The sequence below is a fragment of the Flagellimonas marinaquae genome (assembly GCF_023716465.1).
GTDB classification, from domain to species: domain Bacteria; phylum Bacteroidota; class Bacteroidia; order Flavobacteriales; family Flavobacteriaceae; genus Flagellimonas; species Flagellimonas alginolytica.
This window is the reverse complement of sequence record NZ_CP092415.1, coordinates 664752-690112: the sequence shown is the minus strand read 5'-3', so window position 1 is coordinate 690112 and position 25361 is coordinate 664752. Positions and strand designations below refer to the sequence as shown.

General features: G+C 40.7%; 22 protein-coding genes. 21 read left to right on the top strand and 1 reads right to left on the bottom strand.

Going from position 1 to position 25361, the window contains the following annotated elements:
- The first annotated feature begins 153 nt into the window (after window positions 1–153).
- From MJO53_RS03220 to MJO53_RS03120, 21 genes are all read left to right on the top strand, one after another.
- Window positions 154–369, top strand: coding sequence for a helix-turn-helix domain-containing protein (locus MJO53_RS03220; protein WP_252080461.1), 216 nt, complete (start codon window positions 154–156; stop codon window positions 367–369).
- Window positions 366–680, top strand: a complete 315-nt coding sequence (locus tag MJO53_RS03215; protein ID WP_247043446.1) for a HipA N-terminal domain-containing protein — start codon at window positions 366–368, stop codon at window positions 678–680. Before MJO53_RS03220 ends, MJO53_RS03215 begins: the two co-directional genes overlap by 4 nt.
- Window positions 673–1596: a HipA domain-containing protein gene (locus tag MJO53_RS03210; protein ID WP_252080460.1), complete on the top strand. Its 924-nt coding sequence runs from the start codon at window positions 673–675 to the stop codon at window positions 1594–1596. The genes MJO53_RS03215 and MJO53_RS03210 overlap by 8 nt, the downstream gene beginning before the upstream one ends.
- 721 nt (window positions 1597–2317) lie before the next feature.
- The gene (locus MJO53_RS03205; RefSeq protein WP_252080459.1) at window positions 2318–3403 is read left to right on the top strand and encodes a helix-turn-helix domain-containing protein; all 1086 of its coding nucleotides are present in this window, start codon (window positions 2318–2320) and stop codon (window positions 3401–3403) included.
- A gap of 485 nt (window positions 3404–3888) precedes the next feature.
- The gene (locus MJO53_RS03200) at window positions 3889–4428 is read left to right on the top strand and encodes an RNA polymerase sigma factor (RefSeq protein WP_252080458.1); all 540 of its coding nucleotides are present in this window, start codon (window positions 3889–3891) and stop codon (window positions 4426–4428) included.
- The gene (locus tag MJO53_RS03195) at window positions 4425–4976 is read left to right on the top strand and encodes a hypothetical protein (protein ID WP_252080457.1); all 552 of its coding nucleotides are present in this window, start codon (window positions 4425–4427) and stop codon (window positions 4974–4976) included. The genes MJO53_RS03200 and MJO53_RS03195 overlap by 4 nt, the downstream gene beginning before the upstream one ends.
- Window positions 4957–6042 carry a hypothetical protein gene (locus MJO53_RS03190; protein ID WP_252080456.1) on the top strand — a complete coding sequence of 362 codons (1086 nt, stop codon included), beginning with the start codon at window positions 4957–4959 and terminating at the stop codon, window positions 6040–6042. The genes MJO53_RS03195 and MJO53_RS03190 overlap by 20 nt, the downstream gene beginning before the upstream one ends.
- 95 nt (window positions 6043–6137) lie before the next feature.
- Window positions 6138–6794 (top strand): hypothetical protein, encoded by a 657-nt coding sequence (locus tag MJO53_RS03185; protein ID WP_252080455.1) that lies wholly within the window; start codon window positions 6138–6140, stop codon window positions 6792–6794.
- 10 nt (window positions 6795–6804) lie between these two features.
- Complete coding sequence (locus MJO53_RS03180) at window positions 6805–7017, top strand: hypothetical protein (RefSeq protein WP_252080454.1); 213 nt, start codon at window positions 6805–6807, stop codon at window positions 7015–7017.
- A gap of 5 nt (window positions 7018–7022) precedes the next feature.
- Window positions 7023–7751, top strand: a complete 729-nt coding sequence (locus tag MJO53_RS03175) for a head GIN domain-containing protein (protein WP_252080453.1) — start codon at window positions 7023–7025, stop codon at window positions 7749–7751.
- A gap of 180 nt (window positions 7752–7931) precedes the next feature.
- A complete protein-coding gene (locus tag MJO53_RS03170) occupies window positions 7932–9470 on the top strand; it encodes a hypothetical protein (RefSeq protein WP_252080452.1) in 1539 nt (512 codons plus the stop codon).
- 311 nt (window positions 9471–9781) lie between these two features.
- Complete coding sequence (locus MJO53_RS03165) at window positions 9782–10864, top strand: helix-turn-helix domain-containing protein (RefSeq protein WP_252080451.1); 1083 nt, start codon at window positions 9782–9784, stop codon at window positions 10862–10864.
- 503 nt (window positions 10865–11367) lie between these two features.
- Window positions 11368–14490 carry a SusC/RagA family TonB-linked outer membrane protein gene (locus MJO53_RS03160; protein ID WP_252080450.1) on the top strand — a complete coding sequence of 1041 codons (3123 nt, stop codon included), beginning with the start codon at window positions 11368–11370 and terminating at the stop codon, window positions 14488–14490.
- 12 nt (window positions 14491–14502) lie between these two features.
- Window positions 14503–16167: a RagB/SusD family nutrient uptake outer membrane protein gene (locus tag MJO53_RS03155; RefSeq protein WP_252081216.1), complete on the top strand. Its 1665-nt coding sequence runs from the start codon at window positions 14503–14505 to the stop codon at window positions 16165–16167.
- Window positions 16168–16530: 363 nt separating this feature from the next.
- A complete protein-coding gene (locus tag MJO53_RS03150; RefSeq protein ID WP_252080449.1) occupies window positions 16531–17223 on the top strand; it encodes a S1 family peptidase in 693 nt (230 codons plus the stop codon).
- A 150-nt stretch (window positions 17224–17373) separates the two neighbouring features.
- On the top strand, window positions 17374–18015 hold the full coding sequence (locus tag MJO53_RS03145; protein ID WP_252080448.1) for a DUF2306 domain-containing protein: 642 nt from the start codon (window positions 17374–17376) through the stop codon (window positions 18013–18015).
- A 58-nt stretch (window positions 18016–18073) separates the two neighbouring features.
- Entirely contained in the window at window positions 18074–18508 is a 435-nt protein-coding gene (locus MJO53_RS03140; protein WP_252080447.1) for a hypothetical protein, read from the top strand.
- A 45-nt stretch (window positions 18509–18553) separates the two neighbouring features.
- The gene (locus MJO53_RS03135) at window positions 18554–19684 is read left to right on the top strand and encodes a helix-turn-helix domain-containing protein (protein ID WP_252080446.1); all 1131 of its coding nucleotides are present in this window, start codon (window positions 18554–18556) and stop codon (window positions 19682–19684) included.
- A gap of 85 nt (window positions 19685–19769) precedes the next feature.
- On the top strand, window positions 19770–21023 hold the full coding sequence (locus MJO53_RS03130; protein WP_252080445.1) for a hypothetical protein: 1254 nt from the start codon (window positions 19770–19772) through the stop codon (window positions 21021–21023).
- A 4-nt stretch (window positions 21024–21027) separates the two neighbouring features.
- On the top strand, window positions 21028–22113 hold the full coding sequence (locus tag MJO53_RS03125) for a serine hydrolase domain-containing protein (protein WP_252080444.1): 1086 nt from the start codon (window positions 21028–21030) through the stop codon (window positions 22111–22113).
- A gap of 862 nt (window positions 22114–22975) precedes the next feature.
- Window positions 22976–23287, top strand: coding sequence for a hypothetical protein (locus MJO53_RS03120; protein ID WP_252080443.1), 312 nt, complete (start codon window positions 22976–22978; stop codon window positions 23285–23287).
- A 223-nt stretch (window positions 23288–23510) separates the two neighbouring features.
- Here MJO53_RS03120 and MJO53_RS03115 read toward each other — a convergent pair whose 3' ends face one another.
- Window positions 23511–25208 carry a hypothetical protein gene (locus MJO53_RS03115; RefSeq protein WP_252080442.1) on the bottom strand — a complete coding sequence of 566 codons (1698 nt, stop codon included), beginning with the start codon at window positions 25206–25208 and terminating at the stop codon, window positions 23511–23513.
- Between the last annotated feature and the right edge of the window lie 153 nt (window positions 25209–25361).

Sequence of the window (25361 nt, the reverse complement as noted above, 5' to 3'; positions counted from 1 at the left end):
AGCGGTAATATTTAGCCATTGCACTAGTTTAACTAGAGAACTTGATATTAATAGGTGATATTACTGCTATAACGGTAATTACAATCAAATTAATTGGTTTCAACAACTATTTAATTGATGAAATACGTATATTTACTGTTTAAACGGTAAAAAATGTCGGATTTTGATTTAGGTTTGATGGTTAAAAACCATCGCAAGAAAGCAGGGCTGACACAGCTTGAACTGGCCAATTTGGCCGGTATAGGTAAGACAACCGTCTTTGATATCGAAAAAAATAAGGAGACTGTTCGTTGGAGCAACATCCTTGCCGTGCTCCAGGTATTGAACATAGAAGTGGAATTTAAAAGCCCATTGACTGAAAACGTATGAGAAAGGCAGTGGTATATACCCATGGAAAAAGGGCTGGTGTTTTAACGGAAATCTCTCCTCAGGAGTATATGTTTACATATGATGATGATTACAGTGGTCAGGCGATTTCATTGACCATGCCCGTTGATCAAAAGGAATTCAGTTTTAATGGGTTCCCTCCCTTTTTTGAAGGATTGTTGCCTGAAGGTATAATGTTGGAAGGACTACTTAAGATTTCCAAAATTGACCACAATGATTATTTCTCCCAATTAATGGCCACTGGTGCTGATTTGGTAGGTGCGGTAACTGTAAAACCTATGGAAGATGAATAGGTGTCCTATCACATATGAACCTTGCGGTACGGCAAAATATAGTGAGAAAAGTCTCAAAATGATTGCTGCCAAGTTGACCGGTTTAAATGATTTGCCCTATACAGCCTCGGAATTGAGGAGAGAGGCGGCAAACAGGGCAAAGAAATTATCCATACAGGGAGTACAGCCTAAATTAAGTGCGAATATTTCCGTGGTCGAACAAGAGTTTAAAGTAGTGGATCAATTCGGAACCTACATCATAAAACCCCAAAATGATATTTTTCCGGAATTACCGGAGAATGAGGACCTGACCATGCGGATGGCCAAGGTCCTTGGTATCAATGTGCCCTTTCATGGAATGGTTTATGGCAAGGATGGAAGTCTGTCCTATTTTATCAAACGTTTTGACAGATATGGTAAAGGGAAAAAATATGCAACGGAAGATTTTGCTCAATTGACTGGAAATACCAGAGATACCAAGTATCGTTTTAGTATGGAGAAATTGGTACCCGTTATTGAGGAATTTTGTACGTTTCCTGTGGTTGAGAAAGTGGAATTCTTCAAGAGAATAGTTTTTTGTTTTGTGACTGGAAATGAGGATATGCACCTTAAAAACTTTTCCTTAATTACAAAGAATGGTAAAACGACGCTGGCACCTGCATACGATTTGTTGAACTCCTCCATTGCGATCAAAAACCCTGAAGAAGAGATTGCATTGAACCTGAAAGGAAAAAAAAGTAATTTAAAAGCATCAGACTTTACGGATTATTATGCGAAGGAGCGATTGCAATTGAACGAAAAAACTATAGAAACTATACTTCAGGACATGTTTAAGGCAAAACAGAAATGGAAGGATTTAATATCGATTTCTTTTCTTTCCGATGACATGAAAGAAAAGTATTCCAAAATACTTGAGCATCGGTTGAAGATGTTTTAACGATTCATTTATTGGTGTCTTAAGATCAAATCGATGTACTTTCCAATGAAGTGTTTGTTCCATATATACAATTTTATATTATCATTTCATGATTGGATAATCGGATTTTTTCCGATTATGTATACTTTTTGTAACAACTGTATGCAGGGTGATAACAAGTGTACATCAGCAAGGATGTATTTAATGTAATGGACAATGAAGGTCGGATTCCTTTTATCCCAAATTGCTGCTTTGTATCAATAACATCCACATGGCTTTTTTTGCGGTTTTTATTGCCATTGGGTTGATTTCAGTTCCAAAGATTTTTGTTCGAAGGACGTTTTCGGAGCTTTCCAAAGAATATCTTGGGGAAAGCCATAACAATCACATAGGTTACAGGTAAACCGATTTTATAGATTGTAACCTAATCACAGTTCTAATGTCCTATTTTGACAATCGTTCTATACTAAGTCCTATCATGCTTCATTTATCTATTTGTTTAAGAAGAACACCTGTCATTGACAGGCTGGCAGCTTTGGGCTCAACCCTATGGCTATTTTTCCCGATCGAAAATGTATTGTCTGGAACTTAAGTAGAGAACCGATAAGTCAATGTTTTAATGGTTACATCTGTTTTTAGAAGTATTGTTTTTGAAGAAGAGTCATAAAGTTTTAGGAAAAAATTATTAATCAAATTATCTTAACGTCCCTATAATAGCGGATGGAAAAGTACTTTTGTTAACATGGATATCATACAGCTCATTGCGGCTTTTAATTTTTTGATGGCTACCGGCTTTATCTGGTACAACAAGCGTAAGCTAGACCCGGCAATTTATGTTTTCTCATTTTTTTTATTGGGAAAAGGACTCACATTGCTAAGTAATGATTTGATTATAGGAGAATCCTTTCCTGATAGCATTTGGATTTATGGACTGGGAGTCTTGATGAATTCCTTTCTTTTTTTTTATGCCCCATTCCTGTATTTCTTTTCGGAACACATAACCAAAGGTGAAGTTTCCATTAAACGACATAGAATTCATTTTATCCCATTCATCATATTTTCATTGCTCAGCATCGCTGTTGTTTTTTATTTGTTTATAGATCGTTCAGGTGCTGGCTTTAAGTTGATGGCGAACCTTAGGAACACCTTTGAGAGTCTGTATTTTATTCAGGTAATCGGGTACACATTGGCTAGCCTGTGGATTTTTGGCAAGTACCAGGCTACTTCCAAAAAAAGCAGGGAGGTCTCCAAATGGATAAAGTTGATATTGATTATTTTTTTGATGGTATGGCTATTGTTCCTGGTCAATTCGACCATGCTTGCTTCCCCTGTGCTTTCTCAGCTCAGCCTTATTTTGGGGATGTTGCTATTGATTGTATTGGCAAATATTACCCTATTCATGCTTTTTTCAAATCCTGAATATTTTTATAACACACTGGTGCCAAAAGTTGTAAAAACTTATTCCAGTGATGTAGTAACAAGAAAGAAATACGAGGATTTGTGCCGTATCGTCCAAGAAAAGGAGCTCTATAAAATTCCTGATTTAAAAATCGGGGATTTGTCCGATGCCATAGGGGAGTCTACACGGAACACTTCGGCAATTATCAATACCTATTATGAAGGAAATTATTACGATTTTATAAATGCTTACCGTATCGAAGAGGCCAAAAACCTTTTGGAGAATACTGATCAGGACGTTACCATATTATCGATTTTGTACGAAGCTGGGTTCAACAGTAAGTCCGTTTTCAATACAGTGTTTAAAAATATGGTGGGGGAAACACCGTCTTCGTATAGAAAAACCCATTTAGCGGCGAAGTATGGATAGTAGGGATTTTGGTACAACTCTTATGGTGTTTTGACCATCTAATTCCAATCACTCCAATGGCCGTCCATCTCGGTCCATTCCATATGTATTCTTTATAATCGAACTATACTGATTTTCAAACCCCAGGTTTAATTATAGCTTCAATGATGGAGCTGTATGCTAGATTTATGCTGTTCTATTTTGCTTCCTAACCCCTTGCCTAACTTTACATTTTTGGTATATCCAATCCTTGGGATGTTAAGTTTAGTTAAAGTGCAGTACTGATTTTTGATCGTACTTGTATTCGGTCTCTATTGCCCCATTTACCTATTTATTTCACATTCAGTTCTGGTAGGACCCAACATTCAGATTGACGCAGTTAAGGCTGCGGTCATTGATTTTTCTTTTCTGGGAAAAAAAAGATTCCAGATGCAACCCTTTTGATTTTTGGTTGTCACTGAGTGTGATTTTGCCTGATATGGGAATATGAATTAATAGTAATTGCATTGGAAACCGAAATCCGTTTTATACACAAAGAACTTGTTGAGGGCAGTAAATCAGGCAATCGTGAAGCTCAATACAAATTATATAACCTTTATGTGGGAGCCATGTTCAATATAGGGATGCGAATGTTATACTCGAAGGAGGATGCCGAAGATGTGGTACAGGAAAGCTTTGTGGATGCATTTACGAACCTTGGGAAATTTAAATATGAAAGCAGTTTCGGCTATTGGTTAAAACGGATCGTCATCAATAATTGCATCAATCATTTAAAAAGACAAAAAGTGGAAACAACCCCTTTCAAGAATCATGAATTCTACCTGCATAAGGTTGAAGACCCTGAGGAAGTGAACATGGATGTCAATCAGATAAAGGTGGGAATCGGTTTGCTACCGAAAGGATACAAACAGATCATTGTGCTATATCTGATAGAGGGATATACCCATGACGAAATTGCCGGGTTTTTATCGATATCCCCATCGACATCAAAATCACAATATCACAGAGCCAAAAAAAAGCTTCTCCACATTTTAAAAGACTTATGATGGAACACTTTGAAAATTTTATAAGAAAGCATCGCCGATCGTTCGATGACCATCATCTCGATACAGAACGGCTTTGGTCCAAAATTGAACAATCGTTGCATGAAAAAGAGGTTAAGAAGATTTCGTATTGGAGAAATCCAAGTTGTCAAATTGCAGCGAGCTTTTTGTTGTTGATCGGAATCTTGATTAGTGGGTTTTTGATCTATGATATCAAGCGAGAAGGACCATTCATTGCTGCTCCCATGGAGCAGGAACTGACAAAGATAAACTTACACTACACCGCAACAATTAATCATTATAGGAAACGGCTTGAACAGCACCCAGGCCTGTCGAGGAACGACAAGGAGGACTTTTTGAGATTTCTCAATAGGCTGGATCTGGAATATAATGAATTGGAGGCAGAGCTGCAGAACAACGTCAATAATGAAAGGGTGCTGGAGGCACTTGTACAAAACCAGAAAATACGGATCGAACTCATTGAAAATTTCTTAAGTCAGATAAAGAGGTCCACTAAAGAAAAAGAAAATTATGAAGGCTATAGTCTATAACCTATGGGTATTGTCCATATTGCTTTTTTGTCATTTGGTATATGGACAGAAAGCGAGTACCAAACAATGGGAGAAATCGTTCACCGTACCCAAATCACAACGACTCTTTCTGGAAAACCAGCATGGGGATATCCTTGTACGGGGATGGGAGAGAGATGAAGCTTTAATCAAGGTGAGCATCTCCATCGATAGTAAGAATGGGAGTAGGCCTGGAACCCTACTTGATCAGGTGGAAATAAAGGAAGAGCAGATACCTGAAGGGGTAAAGGTTATTTCATCGGTCCAAGAAGTTAAAAAGGGATTTTGGGATAAATACATTAGCTCCGGAAATAGAAACGCTATGGATATTATCCATTTGAAGATAGATTATAAGGTCTATGTTCCCAAAGACTTGGCATTGGATATCCAGAATAGGTTTGGAGACCTGATTGTTGATGGATGGAACGGAGAGTTGGCCGCAGTGATAGGGCATGGTGATATTTGGGTCAACAATCATCTGGAACAAGCTTGGTTCACCCTTGAGTATGGGACCTTAAAGACCAAGTCCTTGGGACAATCAATTGTGAAAGTAGCCAACGGTGAAGTCGATATGGACAATGTGGAAGCTCTGGAATTGCACAGTGAAGGCTCGGAAATCAGACTCAGGCAAATATCAAGATTGATCATGACCTCTGACAAGGATGAGGTCAAGATGGACAAGGTAGGTACCCTTAAAATAAAGTCTAAATTTTCAAGAATGACGGTGGATACCCTCTCCCATACAATGGACGTGTCCATGAAATTGTCTGAGTTAAAGGTAAAGCGGATCAGCGATCCGGAATTACAAATATCGATTGATCAAGAGTCATCGGACATTCACCTCAATGTTTCTGGAGTTTCATTTGGGTTCAAAGCAATATTGACCGAAGGTCTTTTGCGGATTCCAAAATCCTTCAAGAATATTCAGAGCGAGGTTTTGGATGAAAAGAAGAGAATACGTGAAGTCCATGCGGTTTATGGCACTCCCCATACTGGAAGGATGTCCATTAAGGGAGACAAGGGTATTGTCATTCTTTCAGAAAACTGATTTCACTTAAAGCATATGAGATATCAAGAACAATCAAACAATATTTGGATTAATAAATCCAAAGTGTTGCTACCTATCCATTAAAATCGAACAGTATGATACATCAAAAAGCAATTTATTTAAGCATTCTTGTAGTGATGTGCCAAGGGCTCATCGCACAAAATGAAGAAGATTACATCGAATTCAATGACCGTTACAATGTGGTACATGGTGTCTATATGGGCCTTACGACCCACTACGGTGAAATTGATAATGAAAACTCCTATATGATGGGGTTGAAGGCAGCATATGTTGCGGATAAAAAACTTGAAATGGGATTGATAGCAGTCGTCTTTTATTCGGAACAGGATGAATTTGGTTTGGATGCCAATGAATTTGATGTCTATGGGGGATATGGAGGGCTGCATTTCGAGCCCATTCTTTTCAGACATTCCAAGTTCAGCCTATCGTTTCCACTATTGATAGGGGGCGGTACCGTGGGGTACGGCAAGGATGATTTTGCTGGACGGGATGCCACCTATGCTGGAGATGACAAAAATTGGCCTACTTTTTTTATAGCGGAACCAGGGGTCAATGTACTTTTTAATTTTTCCAGATACCTCCAATTGGAAATAGGGGGGAGATATCGCCTCTCAAGTAAGTTTGATATGCTTCCTGGCAGTCCAGTTGACCTCAATGGCTACTCTTTTGGTATTGGAGTTAAAGTTGGAGTGTTCAATCTGGGGAGGAACCGGTATAAAAACAATTTATAATTCAAAGTCAATGATCAAGAATCAATCAAATAAAACAGGCGGTCCATTTCAACAACCTATAAGAACGGAACATGTCTATCAACAAGACAACATAGTATATGTAAAAGAGGAACTGGTTCTACCGGATGTTCAAGTAGTGCAGGAACAATGGTCCCCGATCAATTTTTATTGGAAGTCCGATTTCGAATTAAAAGAGAATTTAATTAACCATTTTAAAATTTAATACAAATGAGAAAAAGAATAATTTATGTATGGAGTGTTGTAGTACTTGCCTTTGGGATAAGTTCCTGTGATGAAGAAACCTTGGAGGCTTCCGAGCAAGTATCGGAAAAAGCATATTCATTTACTGGTTTCAACGGTATAAATGTAACAAGCGCATTTAAGGTCTTTATCACTTTTACAGATGCGGAGGAAGAAAGAATAGTGGTCGAAGCAAGCGATAATTTACAAGATAAGATCATCGTGGAACAGGACGGAGGTATTTTGAATTTTGACCTGGAGAAAAATACGGGTATCAGGGGTGATATCGTGTTGAATGTGCACATTACTACACCAAACCTTGATCTTTTGAATGTTTCAGGGGTGTCAGAAGTGATGTTTGAGAACACGCTCCTGACCGAATCGTTTGAAATGAATGTATCCGATTCCGGTAATGTTCAGGGACCGATTGATGTCGAATCCATGAGGCTGGATCTTCAAGGGACGTCGGACGTGAATTTATATGGACAAGTCAATACCCTACAGGCAAAGCTAAATACCAGTAGCGATCTTAAGGATTATGATCTTCAGGTGGAGAACCTAGAGATAGAACTGGAAGGTTTAAGTGAAACGTATGTAACGGTCAATGGTTCATTACGTGTCAAAGCATCAGGAACAAGTAGAATGAATTATAAGGGCGATCCGGACATCGTACAAAAAAGTGTATCAGGCTTGGCCAAGGTAATTAAGAACGATTAATCGCGGGAATGTATGGATGGCATTGGTAAAACTTATCGTTTTCAAGATTGTTAAACATCGTTAAAATAGGGTTCTGATTTGTGCACATACGTACAATAGGACGATTGGAAACACTTGTAACCCTAGTTTTACATTCATATCATAAATACACCAAGTAAAATATCACTAGACTTAATTGTCATGAATAAAAGAATATTACGTTTTGTAACGATATGGTTTATGGTCCCGATCGGTTTATGTTGGGGTCAAAAGACCGTTTCAGTAGATAGGAAAGCTTGGTTGGAGGATCTGGAATTTTTGGAACAAAGTGTTGCCAAGATATTTCCGGATTTTGAATCCGCCCCAGAATCTGAGCTTTTTTTACAGGAACTTGGTAGATTAAGAGGTTATTTGGATTCCCTTTCTCGAAAGGAGATTGTATATGGCATTCAAAAGGCCTTAGCTTTCCTAAAGGATGAAGGATGTAATATCCTGCCTTTTCAAGAGGTTTTGGAAACAAAGATTTTGCCTGTTTCCTTATATCCCTTCCAAGATGGCTGGTATATCTGTGATGCAAAGAACAAAGCACTGGTTGGACAACGTGTATTGGGTATGGACGGAAGATCCATCGATGATGTTTATGAAATGATGATGCCGTATTTGAGCGCAGACAATGAACATTATCAAGAGCGATTGTTTGCAGTTTATGGCATCCTCCCGGATTTGTTGAGAAGCGCTGGTGTGGCAGGCCCTGATTCAGGTGTGGAACTGCAGTTGTCGGGAAATCGGAATGTTTTCATGGAAGCTGGCCCATTGTCTCAATATACCAGTCTGAATAGAGGATTGCCCAATGATGGCTATTTTCAGTTGAAACAAAAGAATCATGAAAATGAGAATTACTGGTTGGAGTATGTCCCGAACAGTGAAGCCATGTATATCCAATTTCAGCAAATCTCCAATAATGGGGAAGGGCCTTCATTCAAAAAGTTTGTTGGCTTCATAGCGGAAGGGATAAAAACGGGAAAGGCAAAAAAAATCATATTGGATTTGAGATATGGCGGTGGAGGCAATGGGTTCAAGCTAAAGCCATTTACTGATATGCTTCGTGATTCGGAGCAAATTAATCAGGATGGGAACCTGATCGTACTTACGAGCAGGGCCACTAGAGGAACCTTGTTGGAACTTGCCTCCATTTTAACCTTGAACACCCAAGCGGTCATAATTGGTGAGCCTACGGGTGAGGGGCCCAATACCGTTGGGGATATTAAAATCGCTCAAATGCCCAATTCAAAGATCAATGTGTCAGTGACAAAGGTTTTTTGGCTCACTAGCTGGGATTTCGATAAACGCACTACTTTGGAGCCCCATGTTGAAGTGGAATTTACTTCTCAAAATTTTTATAAAAATGAAGACCCATGGTTGGAAGCTGCAATGTCATATGTAGGGGGGCGGCAATTATCAATCAAGGATGTGGGTCTTAAGGAAAAGTTATCAGGAACCTATAATGTTCAGGGAAGGAAGATCACCATAGGTGTGGATGAAGGTCGGTTCAAAATGCAAATGGATAGAAAAATGAAGAGCTTTTTTGAATTGGAAGCTGGCCTACTCGATGGCGGTGAAGGTATTTTGGAAACCACTATACACGGGGTCAACCTATATTATCAAAAGGACGATTCGGATAATGTTGAGCTGCAATACCTTGATTGGATGGGTACAAAGCTTGATATCGGAACTAAATAGAATAACATCAACATCAAAAAACTATCGGTCATGTATTATTTCTTTCCCAAGAACCTGGTCCATTAACTAAGAGCAGGGTCATCCTTTGAATTAGGATAACGTAAACACACTAATGAAGAACTTCAATCTACGGGTTTTATCCAGATACTTTAGTAGGTGCTATCTATCGCTATAGCATCATGTGATCATGGGATAGACATTGGTTTATGTGAAAGGCAGATGGATTAGAGAGTTTAGTAATCGTCCTTACCGCTGCATTTATTGTTTTGTTGATTATATGATCAAGCAGGTGTTATAATAATGTACTGAAAATGAACATTTGGCAAATTTTTATTCTTTTACTTTCTTTTCAACTGGGATTATTGGCTCTGGGCCTTTTCTTTCTAAAAAAACATGGTTTCCCATATAGCAATAGGATTCTTTCACTTTTTCTTGTATTATCTGGTTATGGCATTGTGTCCATATCGCTTCCCGCGAACTACAGCTCTTATACATCACTTATCAGGTATGATATGATGGCGATTACTTTTTATGGCCCACTATTTTTCTTTTACATCAGGAATATAACGACCATGGAGAGGGTAACCATTGATGATGTGAGACACTTTTTTCCCGTATTTTTTGTGTTGGTATTCTACAGCATCCAAACCGTACTTAAAACGAGTCCATGGACAGAAATGATCGATGACAAATTTCTTGGAACAGGAATAAAGGTGCTGCTATCCTTATTGATGTTGGGCTATGCTTATGGCGTCCAATTGAAGTTGGTCAAACAAGTTTGTTTTGATGCACCCACCCTCAAATGGCTTTATACGTTGAATGGTTTATTTGTTCTTTTTGCAACTACCTTATTGGTTACAGAATGGTTACTCGTGCTCAATACGAAACCATTCATCGTTCATATATTCTTGTTCTTGGGCATGTTGCCATTACTGGTTTTATGGACGTATTTCAGTATTGCCATATCTGGTTCGATGTCGAAAAGGATTTTATGTTCATCCCAAGGTGGAATGGAGCCCAAAAATTCCAGCTTGCCCGCAAGTTTTGCCCACGAATTACAGGTTGAGCTCAAGGCTATGATGGAAACAAAAAAGCCTTACTTGGATGCTGACCTGCAATTGGATGACATTGCTCAGATGATGAACATATCTCGACATCATGCCTCTCAATTGATCAACGACTATTGCCATCAAAATTTTCATCAATTTGTAAACCGATATCGGGTAGAAGATGCTAAATCTTTATTGTTAGATCCAAACAGGGATTTCGGCATCGAGGAAGTAGCTTTCCAAAGTGGGTTTAATAATAGGGTTTCATTTTATCGGACGTTTAAAAAATTTGAGGGAGTGTCCCCAACAGAATTCCGAAATGAGTTGCTGATCGCAAAGAAATAACCCGGAATGCCCAGAATGGATATTATCCCGTCCCGATTTTTTGTCCCTGTATGGAATTCAAATGCAATAAGTCGTTCACAGTTTGTGAAATTTTAATTTCCACATACCATGGTTTTACCTTCCTTTTATTGAATTATAGCCAGCAAGATCCGCTTTCCCAATAGTTGTTTTGTGTAGGGCTTATAGGCGTTATTTTTACTGCTAATTATCCTGCTGTTTCCTTAAATGCTTGGGTTTTTTCATCCATGTTACAATGTGTAAAATGTTGTGTTACAGTTTATAAGGATTTACCAAAATCCCTTCCCAATCCCTTTTTTTTGATTCCACAATTGCAAAAGGGCTGGACTGGGAATACATCACATTTTATAAAGGAACAAATTACATCCATAAAGCACTGTTCTCATTTATTGAATGATTTTTTGATTAGTCACCATAGATGATTTCCCTGGTCCTCCCTTCTCAATTAAACTAATTCAAAATTAATGTTAACAAAAACGAGATTTATGAAATTTAGAATTCGATGCTATGTGGCCATCGCAGCATTCTTCTTATGTCTAGGGCTGCAAGCACAGGAAAAAACGGTGTCAGGTCTAGTGACCGATACCTCAAATCAGCCCCTGCCAGGGGTTTCCGTGGTCGTTGTAGGGACCACCACGGGTACACAGACCGATTTTGACGGTAACTATTCCATTGCGGTAAGTACGGGTGATGTACTGCGCTTTAGTTATCTAGGGCAGCGGACCGTCGAAAGAACGGTAGGGGCTTCCATCACAATTAATGTACAAATGGAAGAGGATGCCCAGGCCCTAGAAGAGGTAATCGTAACGGCCTATGGCACCAGTACCAAGGAAGCCTTTACGGGTTCCGCCAGTGTTGTTGGGGCCGAGGAACTGTCCATTAGGAACGTGACTTCCCCGGTAGCGGCCATCGAAGGTCGTGCGACAGGGGTACAGTTCACTTCGGCACAAGGTCCAGGGACTTCCCCTGGCATTGTTATCCGTGGTGTAGGGACCCTGAACGGAGACACCGATCCCTTATACATCGTGGACGGGGTACAGTACGAAGGGGAACTTAATACGATCAATCAAGAAGATATTGAATCCTTTACCATTCTCAAGGATGCAGCTTCAACGTCCCTATACGGTTCAAGGGCTGCCAATGGGGTTGTAATCATTACCACAAAGAGTGGTAGAAGAGGGGGTATTCAAGTTAATGCCTCCATGCAATATGGGTTGGTGGATACTTCCGTTCCGTTCTACCCTGAACTTTCCCCTGGAGGTTATTACGAGACCATGTGGGAAGCCTTGAAAAATTCAAGTGCCGGTGGTGGTGATCCTGCTTTTGCCTCGGCGAACATTTACAATGCCTTGGGATATAATCCGTTCAATGTACCCAATGATCAAATTGTCGGTACGGATGGTCAATTGAATCCCAATGCCAATGTGATTTACAACAGCCTTGATTGGTACGATGTATTGTCGAGGACAGGCGTACGTCAAAATTACAACGTGAACGTTTCAGGTGGTGGGGACGACCACAAAGTGTTCTTCTCCGCTTCTTATCTGGATGAGGAAAGTTATGTAGTGACTTCAGGTTTTGACCGTTTGACCACACGTTTGAACGCAGAGTTCGACGTAAACGATAAATTGACCATTGGAGGTAGCGCCAATTTAGCAATCACCGAAGCTGTGGCACCACGATCTGCAGGAGCAAATAGTATTGCCAACCCATTTGGTTTTGCCAAGAATATCGGTTCCATATATCCCGTTTATGTGAACGACTTACAAGGGAATATTGTACGGGACGCCAATGGGAATCGTGTATTTGACAGTGGTGAGGGCTTCCCAGAGTATAATATCGGTTCCAGACCCATCAGTCAGGGACGTCATGCGCTTCAGGAACTATTACTGAACGATATGCGAAATAGAGACAACACCTATGGTTTTCGATTCTTTGCCGAACAAGAGATTATCGATGGCTTAAGCCTTCGATTGAACTACGGTAGAGATATCAATGAGGGCCTGACAAAGCAGTACGAAAATGCATTGATAGGGGATGCCCAACCTGATGGTCGATATAGGGAAGTACGAAGTAGGAGACAGGTGGAGAACTTCAACCAAATCCTTACCTATAACAAGAGCTTTGGAGATCACAACCTCGACATAACAGCAGGTCACGAAAGCTTTGACAGGACCTTCTCTTCAAACAACGGCATGTCTATTTTACAGGCAGCCAGTGGCATCTATGAATTCGATAATTTTTCCAGTATTGTAGCACTTGGAGGGTCCACCACGCGTAAAAGTATTGAAGGCTATTTCTCTAGGGTCAACTATAACTATAAGAACAAGTACTATATCAGTGGATCCGTTCGACGTGATGGTTCCTCGGTATTCGATGCCGATACCCGTTGGGGTACCTTCTATTCCGTTGGTGGTTCTTGGAGAATTGATCAAGAAAGTTTCTTGCAGGATTCCAGTGTGATCAACCAATTGAAATTAAGGGCTTCTTACGGTGAAGTAGGCAACGATGATCTTTTGGACTTCTTTTTGTCACAGGCCAGATTTTCCCTCACCTCCAACGCAGGTGACCCTGCCATCATATACACGGACATAGGTAACCCCAATCTACAGTGGGAGACCATCGAGAACTTTGATGTTGCCTTAGAGTTCACCTTGTTCAACAACTTCTTGGACGGTTCCGTGGAATACTATAAGAGAAATTCCTCCGATCTATTGTACAATCTGCCCATAGCACCAAGTAATGGTCTGAACGAGGTTCCCGTGAACGTTGGGGATATGTTCAACTCCGGTTGGGAGATGGCATTGACGGCCAACTTGTTCGACAAGTCTGATTTTCGATGGAACGTAACCTTGCAGGCCTCGACCTTCAAGAACGAAATCACCAGCTTGCCTTCTCCATTTGTGGAAGACGAACAACGATGGGATGTGGGACGTTCAAGGTTTGATTTCTACTTATTGCGAACCGCGGGTGTTGATCCAGAAACCGGGGACCAATTGTTCCTTCAGTATGAATTGGACGACAACGGAAACAGTGTTCCCGTGTTGGATGCCAATGGTGACATCGCCACGACCAGCGACTGGCAGGATACCGAGCGTGCCTATACAGGTGAGAGCTCCATCCCTGACCTATTGGGATCTATTGCCAACAGCATCAGCTACAAAGGATTCTCATTTGATTTCTTGATAAACTACGGTATCGGCGGTAGCGTGTTGGACAATGGATACGCTGCCATGATGCACAGCGGTAATTATGGTAGCTCCTTGCACCCTGACATTTTGAGGGCATGGAGACAACCTGGTGACATCACCGATGTTCCAAGAATGGAAAACGGTAACCCTAACTTGGTGAGAAGACAATCCGAACGTTTCCTGACGGATGCCTCATTCTGGGCACTGCGCAATGTGAACTTCGGCTACACCTTTGACAGCAAGATCGCCAACCAACTTGGCCTTGACCAGTTAAGGATTTCCCTTACCGGTGAAAACCTATACACCCAGAGCGAGCGAAAAGGACTCAACCCACAGTTCAACCTAGCAGGTACAGGGGAAGGGAATGATTTTAATCCTGCAAGAATTATTTCATTGGGATTGAACGTAACTTTTTAAAAAAATCAAATGATGTTAAGAAAAATTAATATACTGTTACTGGCCTTCCTAGGGATCGCCATAACTTCATGCGACGACGACTTTTTGGAAACAACGCCAACGGATGCCATTTCTGCCTCCGATGCGTTAGCCAATGAAGACAACATGCAGCTGATATTGAACGGGCTGCACCGTGGACTGTTCTCACAATCACAGGCCATATTCCCTGGGGGTGATGATTCAAGGGCGAACAATCACTATTGGGTGCCACTGGGTGATAATCTTACAGGTGGGTTGATACATTCTGCCAATGCCAATAATCTGGGGTGGAGAACGGAGATGCAGTGGAACTCCCATACCGATCAAACGTCATTGACCTGCGAGTTGTTGTGGTACCACAGGTACAACATCATCTTGGGGGCCAACCTCCTCATCAACAGGGGAACCGACGGTACTTTAGTGGAATCTCCACAGTTGAACGAGATTTTGGGACAGGCCTACACCTATAGGGCTTATGCCTATCTTTCTTTGGTGCAACATTATGCCAAGGGGTACTTGATCGGAAATCCGGCTAGCGATCCAGGTGTGCCATTGTTGTTCTCTTCGGAGTCTCCCTTTACCAGTCAGCCAAGATCTACCGTTCAGGAAATCTACGACCAGATCGAGGCAGATCTAGCTACTGCCATAGAGCGCTTTGAAGAAGGTTCGGGAAGACCAAGCGGTGGACCTGAAACCAAGTCCCAGTTGAACATCGATGTGGCCTACGGTCTATTGGCACGTACGGCACTTTCAAAAGGTGACTGGCAAACAGCTGCCGACGCCGCCGTTATGGCCCGCCAGAACTATCCATTGATGGGCGAGGACGATTGGAAGTCAGGTTTCAACTCCAATAATCTTTCCGAGGTCATCTGGGGTAGCAATGTGATTACAGCGGAGACCACTTATTTTAGATCATATTTTTACTTGACCACAAATACCTTCAACGGTAGCCAGATCAGGAACAACCCAAAGATTGCCGATAGAAGATTGGTGGATGCCATCCCTGAAACGGATTACAGAAAGGATGTATTCCTTTCAGATGCGCCGAACACCAATAGTTCCGCAGCTAACAACCAAGGAGGGCTTGATCCCAATACCGGTCTGCCAAGGGACCCCAATTATGCGAATGACCTAGAGGGCTATTTTGCAAAAAGAGCTGAGATCAATGCAACTTACGGTATCAATAATGCCTTTAACCAGCATCCGTATATGCACTTTAAGTTGAAAAATGCCAATCCCGGTTCGACCGATCCTGATGATATAATCTACATGCGTGCTTCCGAGATGTACTTGATCGAGGCAGAGGCCAAGGTGATGATGAACGACATCCCTGGTGCACAGGAAGCTTTAAGACCACTGGGCGAAGAACGTGACAGTGCTTACGACGTAACCATCTACAACACCCAAGAGTCCATGATGGAGCACATCAAGTTCCAGAGAAGATTGGAACTTTGGGGCGAAGGTTTTGGTTACACCGACCACATCAGATGGGATGAGGGCATCGACCATGCTGCCAATGGTGGTTCAGGGGCCTCTCCCGTGCTCTATCAAGAGGCGTACCAAGTGGAACGTCCATCGGTGAACGACGATTGGATATTCAAAATTCCACAGGCGGAGTTGGATGCCAATCCGAATTTGTCGCCGTCCGATCAAAATTGATAACAATTCATTTTATACCCTATTGGTTTCTACATTAGTGTTGGAAGAAACTAATTCAAGTGTTTAGTTTGTTAGCGAACCCTCCATCCCTGTATGGAGGGTTTTTTTATTGGTTGCTACACTTTGCAGGCATTCGGTTTAACAAGACATCAGCTCTCATGAATTGTCTTTTCTTGGCGGGCAGCTTGTTAAATAACATTAAACTAGGTCCGGATTTCGGTAATTGCAGAAATCAGGTCGATTCCGTGCGGATTTCATAATAGGTTTGTTCAAAACAATGAGGTCAACAGTTTCCTCCTAACAAATTGGTCGTTCATTCTAAAATTGACCTACCGTTTCGTGGTCTGACAAATCCCAATTTATATGAAGAGAACCATCGTATTGCTTTTACTGTTCCTACTGGTGTTCGAGTGGTCTGCGGCCCAAAGGGATTCCGTACTGGTATGTGATGTGAAATTTAAAACGTTAAAGTATGACAATGGCCATGCTGGAAGTGGATTTTTGGTAAAATACCATAACAAGGTGTTTGTCTGTACTGCAAAACATGTGCTGTTTTTCGCAAAAACCGATCTCATGAAAACCATAAGCCTTGGAGATGATTTGGTGTCATGGTCCTTTGTGTCAAAGAAGAATCCTAATGTGAAGGTCTCTGCAGGGGAATTAATCAATGAGGATAAGACGGAGCTTTTGGTCATGCCGCCCAAAGGAGATTGGTTGGTCTTTGCGACCAATGCTGAAATCCCGCGAGGTATCCATCTTTTTGATGTGAGAGCTGATACATTGGAAATTGGGGAGCGTCTTTACTTTATGGGCTATCCGTATGGAAGCAAGTCCCCAATAAAAGTGGAGGGAAGATTCCAAGGGTATACGCAAACAGGAAATTTAAGTCTGGATGTACCGACAGGTACCTATGGTGGCTGCAGTGGAGGTCCTGTTTTTGATCAGCATGGGCTACTGGTTGGGTTGGTCTCCATGGGATATGTAGACCAAGAAACTAATGCCATGGTGTTTGAGCCTGCATCCACAGATTACTTCAAGAGTATAGTCCGGATGTAAGACGAAACTCTTGGTTACGATTTTATGATACGGAGGGTAATCTTACAATTCATCCCCATGCCAGGTTCGCCCAAATGAAATTTGGGTATGGCGAGGACGGCAGTATGTCAGGAAGGAAGTGTTTTAATCAAAACGATAAAGAGATTAAAAATGAATCTTAAGACTATAATAATAAAGGGATTATGGGGCATTTTTGCATTTTTATGTATCGGGGTGAGCTTATATCCGATCAAGTATTTCATTGGGGCCAAAAATGTTGGTTTGCTGGCGACGAAATCGCCGGAATTGTTGTTGGACAGCCTTTGGAACACTGGATTTTATGGCCATATCGTTTTTGGTGGAATCGCATTACTTGTGGGATGGGCACAGTTTAGCAAACGGTTTCGGACAAAAAGAATCAAGCTCCACAGAATATTGGGAAAGGTGTATAGTGTTTCATCCGTGATCAGTGCGTTGTGTGGTATTGGTATTGCCTTTTCGGCTACCGGCGGGGGTGTAGCACAAATGGGATTCATCTCACTGGGGATTATTTGGTTCGCGACAACTATTGTTGCTTATCGATACATCAAGAAGGGTGCTGTGATAAAGCACCAGACCTTCATGTTCTACAGTTATGCAGCTTGCTTTGCAGCGGTTACTTTGCGCGTATGGTTGCCCATATTATTGGTGTTCATGGATGACTTTATGGTCGCTTATCGGATAGTTGCTTGGTTGTGTTGGGTACCCAATCTTTTGTTTGCATGGTATATGATTCATTCGATGGCCAGAAAAAGAACAATTCATGGCATTTGAATTAAAATGAAAATGACACGATGGGGGATTGGAACATAGGGAAATCCAAAAAGAAGTCATGGGAATTGGAAAAAAATCAGCACTTTATTTTTCTCAACCTATGCCGGAGAATGAATTTTACCCTAATATGACGGGTCAAGGTAATTTATACTTTACCATGACGCCACATGGTTCAGAGAATGGGGATGTTTATGTTTCCAGATTGGTAAATGGAGCATATACTGCACCAAAACCAATGAGGTCATCCATAAATTCAGAGGCCAATGAAGGGGGTGTCCATGTAGCGCTGGATGAAACCTATATAATTTTCGCTAGTTTCGACAGGAGAGAATATTTAGGTAAATCTGATTTGTATATTAGTCTTAAAATGGAAGATGATACTTGGTCCCAGCCTATCTGGACGGGACGGGAAATGAAAGCGGAAGGTTTTGACGGCAGTCCGTCCATGACCCGGGATGGAAGGTTCCTTATAGAATTTGCAGTGTATGTATGATCAGGGCTTCTATTCCATTGAGCTGAGACGCTATCAATAGTACTTATGATGGATTTAATTACAATCGTTGGTTCTGGTTTTGGGTTGGTGGCCATTTTTTTGGCCCTGTTCTTCCTTTTTCAAAAGAAGTTCCAAAATGATGGTTATTTATATTTATATGGATGCCTTATCGTTTTGGGGCTTGAATTGTTGTACAAAGTGTTGATTCTAAGTAGAGCCATATTTGATATACCTTGGGTATATATTCCTGGGCGCCTCCACAACCTATTGGTGTACCCCTTGTTATTGCTGTTCTTTAGTTCTATTACGAATCTCAATCCACGTTTCAGGCGTTGGTATCGATTTGTTTTATATGGGTTTGGTTTGTATGCCCTTTATGTATTCCTTCATGTCTTGACCATTCCATCCCAAAGTAAAATGGAAATGCTTCAGTTGTTCTATCAGGATAAAAGGCCAGGACCGTATAATTATTGGAGAAACCCCATAAGTTTACTCAAATCCACTTTGATTCCTTTGGCCTTTTTGAGTGTTATAGGGATTCAATTTTATAGGTTCCGTAAAGGCACTTCGGATAGGCCATCCGTACGCTTGTTAAACCTTTTGTCCCTAATTATTATCGTCTATTTCCTGTTCAATCAGTTTTCCAACCCCATCTATAGGATGGTTCATGACGTATCGGGTTATTCCATGGTCGAATGGCCGGTCGATATTGGCTTTTTATCTTTCTTGATACTGCTTTTCTCCATTTTGGCCCTTATGGTCAATACGGGAAGTGTATTGTTTCCAACGGCCAAATATTCCCGAAGCTCATTGTCAAGCGCTTCCTATAGGGTAATTGTCGATAAGGCTAAACGGATAATTGAGGATGATTTATTATATAAAAAGGAAAGTCTCAGCTTATCCGAACTTTCCGCATTGATCGGTACCAATCCAAAATACCTTTCGCAGTCCATAAATGCCAAACTCGATTGTAATTTTGTGGATTTTGTAAATGGCTACAGGGTGGAGGAGGCAAAGCGATTGATGTTAAATCCGGCCAACAGATCATTTACCCTGGAAGCTATTGGTAGCTTGGCAGGCTTCACATCCAAATCCGGTTTTTTTAGAGCTTTTAAAAAGGCGACCGGGATGACCCCGAACCAATTTTTGACCTCAAGAACTGGTATCAATTCTTGAATTGGGTCTTGATAGGGGGGCTTAAAGTAAAATAGCTGTTGTTTTGTTCCGAATTTCGTGTACTCAACTATAAAATTGAAGTTACATGAAAAGATTTTTTTTAACAACCATAATGGGTCTCCTATTGTTTTCTACTGCTAAGGGAATGACAAAAGAGGCTGTGTTTGTACCGACCGTTTATTATTATTCTACGGTTGCATTTGTAGAAACTCCTTTGAACTATCTAAACGGGAGCATTCCATTGACGGAAGAAGAGGCACTCCAACGCAATCATTATCGCTTTTCGTACGATGCATTGCACCGATTGGTTTCGGTAGCTTTTTATAATGGCCAAAACCCAAGAAGCCCAAATCATACGGCCAATCTTTTTACCTTGGCACACCGTATGGAATTCACCTATGAGCCGGACGAAGAGAAAATAACCTTTTACGGTACCAATGGGGAACAAATCAATGTGTTGGGCGACTGTAGGGAATTTGTCTATTCCTTGGATGATAAGGGGTATAGGAAATCCTTGATATTCATAGATGGAGCTGGCCAACAAGTTGAAAACGATTGGGGGATTGTTAGGTATGAGTGGAACTATTTGGCGGATGGAAGTGTCATCGAAAACCGTTTCAATAGGAAAGGGGAGTCGGTTGCAATTCGGCCGGGCTTTGAATTTTACAGGTTAAGGCTGTACTTCAATCCTTTAGGTCATATAGCTCTGATGCAAAATATTGATAGCGATGGGAATCTTGTAGAAAACAGTTCAGGAGCATCCCAAGACCGGATTACGACCAATGCGGATGGGAATTTTGTAAAATGGGAGGTGTTGGATAACGACTCTGCCTTGGAAAAGGGGAACGGACCTGATGTGGCCATTGGTATCCAAGAGTTTAATGAATATGGTTATGAAGTCGCCTTGGAACTTCGGGATGAGCATAACAAACTCATTTATAACAACTATGGAATCTGTAAAAGTAAAACGAGTTTTGACCGATTTGGGAACATCATCGAAAGAAGATTTTATGACGAGGAAAACAACCCTTCCCGACATACCAAGGCTGGTTACCATATGTTGAAGATCCAATGGGATACTTCGGGCAATCAAAGGGATTCCTTATCCTATTATGATATGGATGGTACTCCAATCGAACACCGGACACGGGGTTATCATAAAGTAAGGTATAGCTATAATGGGGATGATTTTCTTGAGCAGATCAGTTATCTGGACAGAAATGGGCATCTGGTCAATAGAAAGGACAATGGTGCTGCCTATATCAAATATGCGTACGATGCAAAGGGGCAGCGGTCAGGAGTTGCTTTTTATGATGTGGATGGGAATGTAATTCGCTAGTAAGATGAAGAAAGTGCAAGGATTTTTTGTATGGACCGTTGTTCTCTTAATCTATAATCCGGTCATGGGACAGGATACCCTTAAAAGGCAACTGGATGATATATTGGAAGGATATAGTGCGAAGAGCCAGTTTAGTGGAGCTGTATTGGTGGCGAAGAAAGGAACGGTATTGTATGAGAATGCTTTCGGAATGGCTGACTGGGAAAACCAGGTGTCGAATAAAGTAGATACCAAGTTTTTAATTGGATCAGCAACAAAGTCATTCACGGCCATTGCCATAATGCAGGCCAGCGAGGATGGATTGTTGGAAGTGCATGAGCCGCTCTCTACTTACATTCCTGAACTGAACCAGGAGCTTGGACTATTGACGTTACATTTTTTAATGAAAAACTCTTCGGGATTGCCTGTTCACCTCAATCGGATCACGGAGCTGGAACATCGGGATATTTCAAGCCAAGAACTTATTTCGTTGTACAATTCCGTTCCGCTTTCCTTTGTTCCTGGAACACGATACGAATACTCCAACCTCAATTATCAATTGGCGGCCTTGGTCTTGGAGCGGGTTACCCAAACTCCCTATAAGGACTATTTGGAAAATCATATTTTCAAACCTCTAAAAATGAAACATACGGGAGTTGAGCGAACCCATTCAAAATCAACGGACAAGGCGTTGGGTCACGATTTGGTATCAGGAAAGTTTATCAGGGCCGATGAAAATTATATGGCCTATGCCAAAGGGGGAGGTGATATGTATTCCAATGTCAGTGATATATTCAAATGGGATAGAGCCCTATATGCTACTGTCTTGGTGGACGCAAACAGTAAACAACAACTGTTTGATGGTACTCCCGGCACCTTTGGTGGCTATGGCTATGGTTTTAAGGTAAAGTCATATGATCGAAATGAAGGCAGGGATGGCCCAGGTAAACTTGTCCGGCATGGAGGTTCCATGTACGGATATATCTGTAACATCCATCGGTATTTGAATGACGAGGTCTTGATTGTTGTTTTGGGGAACATAAGACCCTATCCTACTATGGAAATCACGGTTGCCATTGAAGAAGTACTTCGATCAAAGGGATTTTTTTAGATGGTACATTTAACCGTTTGGGCTTATGGTTGCCCCAAAAGAAAACAATTAGAACCATGTGACTTGGACGGGGATACTTTTCCTGGCTGATAAGGATCTTTTCGAAAATAGAAGATTTTGACCAAGGACCCACAGATTTTTTAGTGTGTTTATACTATGCACTCTACCTATCCTGTGTTGTAATCATGGGTATTGTAGCCTTTTTTCAAGGGGGGAACCGTTTATTACAATAGGAGTTTGATCCCCCTAATGGGTTTGTTATCCCGTTTTCGTCTCGCATTGATTGATATCTTTTGTACCTATAATTATGGAATTTGTAGACTATGGGAAATGGAATTGATCCATGTTTTCTTGGAGTAATGTTACAAACAATAAAATAGGATGTTACGTATTATAATTGTTTACCAAAGCGGTGGAAGAATGTGCTTCTTTTGTACAAGATATTGTTAAGGGATGGGCAGAGATTTACATCCTCTTTCATTAAGAGACATTTATTTTATCCATTAATTTTGTTCTCATTGATTGATTTTTTGAATTAGCCCTTGGATGGTACGCTCTAGCCCACCCTTTTTATTGACCTCATATTATATGGCCCAAAATTGTCATTTGCAGAGATGAGGCCATATACATTGTGTTGCGTTCCAAAATGGATTTACTTGAAGCTATTTTTGGCATTGAGACCAGCGTATGGAAAGAGCTATTGTTTTACTATTATTTCTGTTGCTCAACACCGTAGGTGCAATGGCACAGGTTGTAAGCTTGAATTGGGTAAAGGTTAGACTGAATATTAACCGATTTAATCACCATTACCTCCAATGATACCAATTCTAAAATATGTGCGGAATTACTTTCTTATGGTATAATGACACTGGATTACAGAAAGGAAAGATTTTATTTTCAGAGGGATTCCCATATAAAGGATACTTCCAATTCCGAATTTGGTTTTACCGCTACGGTCGAGGGTGAAAAAGCAGTCATCCGATTTGTTTCGGACGAGTCACTGAAAGATAAAATCCATCATGGTGATGAAATCTTGGAAGTAAATGGAATACCTGTGGGGTTATGTGGATTTCTTGCCAGTAAAAAGGATAGGGAACGTTCGGATACCCTTGAATTAAAGCTCAAAGCCCGTAACGGGACCGACACTTTTAAAATCACCTTGAAAAGCTTATGAGGATTGATTAATATCGTTTTTCGGCAAAATAACAAGGCACCATTAGCGTATAACCTAATACGGATTTTCTTCCATATTCTTGGATTTCAATGATAATTGAACCTTGCTATCAATATTGTAATTGTTTCAAAGTCCTATTTGTTATTATAAACTAGGCTTACTGAAGTCATTTACCCTTTACTTTTCATGTAACAAATGTTGGACTTCAACCGCGGTTAAAGGATTAATGTCTAAACGAATTGCCCCTAGTGATGATTTTAACGACGTACTCGAGGCAGGGGTCAAAACCTTGCTTCCATTCCTTTGAACTGGGTTGTATATAAATTTCAGGTGCAATCCAATTACGTTCATCGTAGGGAACCGGGCTTTGCCAAAATGATTTCGAGGCATACGCTTTCAATCCTGAATGCGGTAAACTAATTTCATTGTCATCACCAACATGGCTTGGTTTACCTCCGCTAGGTTCTCCAATAAAGGTGGTCTCCGTATATTGGTCCAGTTGGGTTGACAATAACATTGCCGCAGAAAAGGTCATATTGCCAATTATGGTAAATAATTTACCGGGTTCATTGATCTTATCTGATTTTATGATACTTCTCAAAAAATCTTTGTTCAATTTTCCGCTTCCTCCCAGATTGAACCTTAAATCCAGAACAAGGGCTTTGACCCCATTATAGTCGATAAATCTTAACAGATCTTCTCCAAATTCGTGGAATGACTTTTCTTTTTCGTTACCAATTTCATTTATTTGGCAATACACGATTTGTGAATCGGATAAATATGTGAACCAATATTTGTTATCAAGCCTGGATAAAAACAAGGGTGGATTGATGGACTCATCCATGGATACCCATCCCTCATTTGTTTTTCTGGTCAAGAAACTATCTGGTGAAAAAGCTTGATGTACAACCGACATCCTGGTTTCATTGCCGTATTGATCAAGGTAACCGATAACGGATTTGTTATGATCGGTAGCCAATCCAAATGCCATCAAAATTTCAGGCAATGTGGCATAAAATAAACTGGACCTTCTTTTCATTATTTTATTCTCCGCTATGGCCACAGTGGATGCCATTTCCAGTATTTTTTCAATGGGAATGCCATTAATGGATGTAATTTTCTTACCGAGTAAACTCTTATATGAAGGTAATGTCTGTTTGATAAAGATTCCATCACTGAACTCATAAAGTTCAATTGGTATTTGATGAAATTGATTTTTACCAGAAAATGGAGGCATAATATACGAATGGCCAATGCCAATTTCGTTCATCATCTTCATTAACCTTACAATGACCTCATAATCCTTCAATTGCGCTACTCGATCGATCAATGTTTCAAAATCGGTATCCCATTTTGATTCTGGATAATAATCATACAACCTATAGTGGGTCAGCTCAACTTGACTTTTTAAGAATTGTATGTCTTCATTCCATTGGTCCAATCTTGCAATGGTACCCGTGGTGTCAGGTATGACGAGTTTCTTAAAGGATGCCAAACTCCGCAGTGGGTCTAACTCCTTATCCAATAACAGTCGATTCTCTCTATTGTTCAATCCATGGCCAATCGCTAATTTTAAATGGATGAGTGCCTTGTCCATGTCTCCTAGGAAAGCATAATTTACTCCAATAGTGTAATTGGATTCTGCTAGATCGCTACCACACTCAATGGCCCTCTTCAAGGATTCAATTGATTCCTTGTAATTATCCCGATGCTTTTCAATTAAGCCCAATCTATACCAATAGATGCCATTATAAGGATTTTCACTGGTGATCTTGGTATAAAGATCAAAGGCCTTTTCCCATTTATGGTCATGAAAAAAATAATTTGCGTGGGATATGGTATCAGGTGATTGGGCGTTGAGGTCAACACTTGACCATACCATTATGATCATAACTTTGATCCAATTGTGATAACTTTTCATTTTTTGAATAGTGTATTTTGATGCTCTTGGGGAGATTGGAGGTTTTCCAACCATGTTGAGTACTTAGAAGCCCTAGTCCATTGAAGTGAAAATCTGTTTTAAACGGATGATACATTCAATGGGAATCGATAAATCAGAGGATGGCTTTAGTGA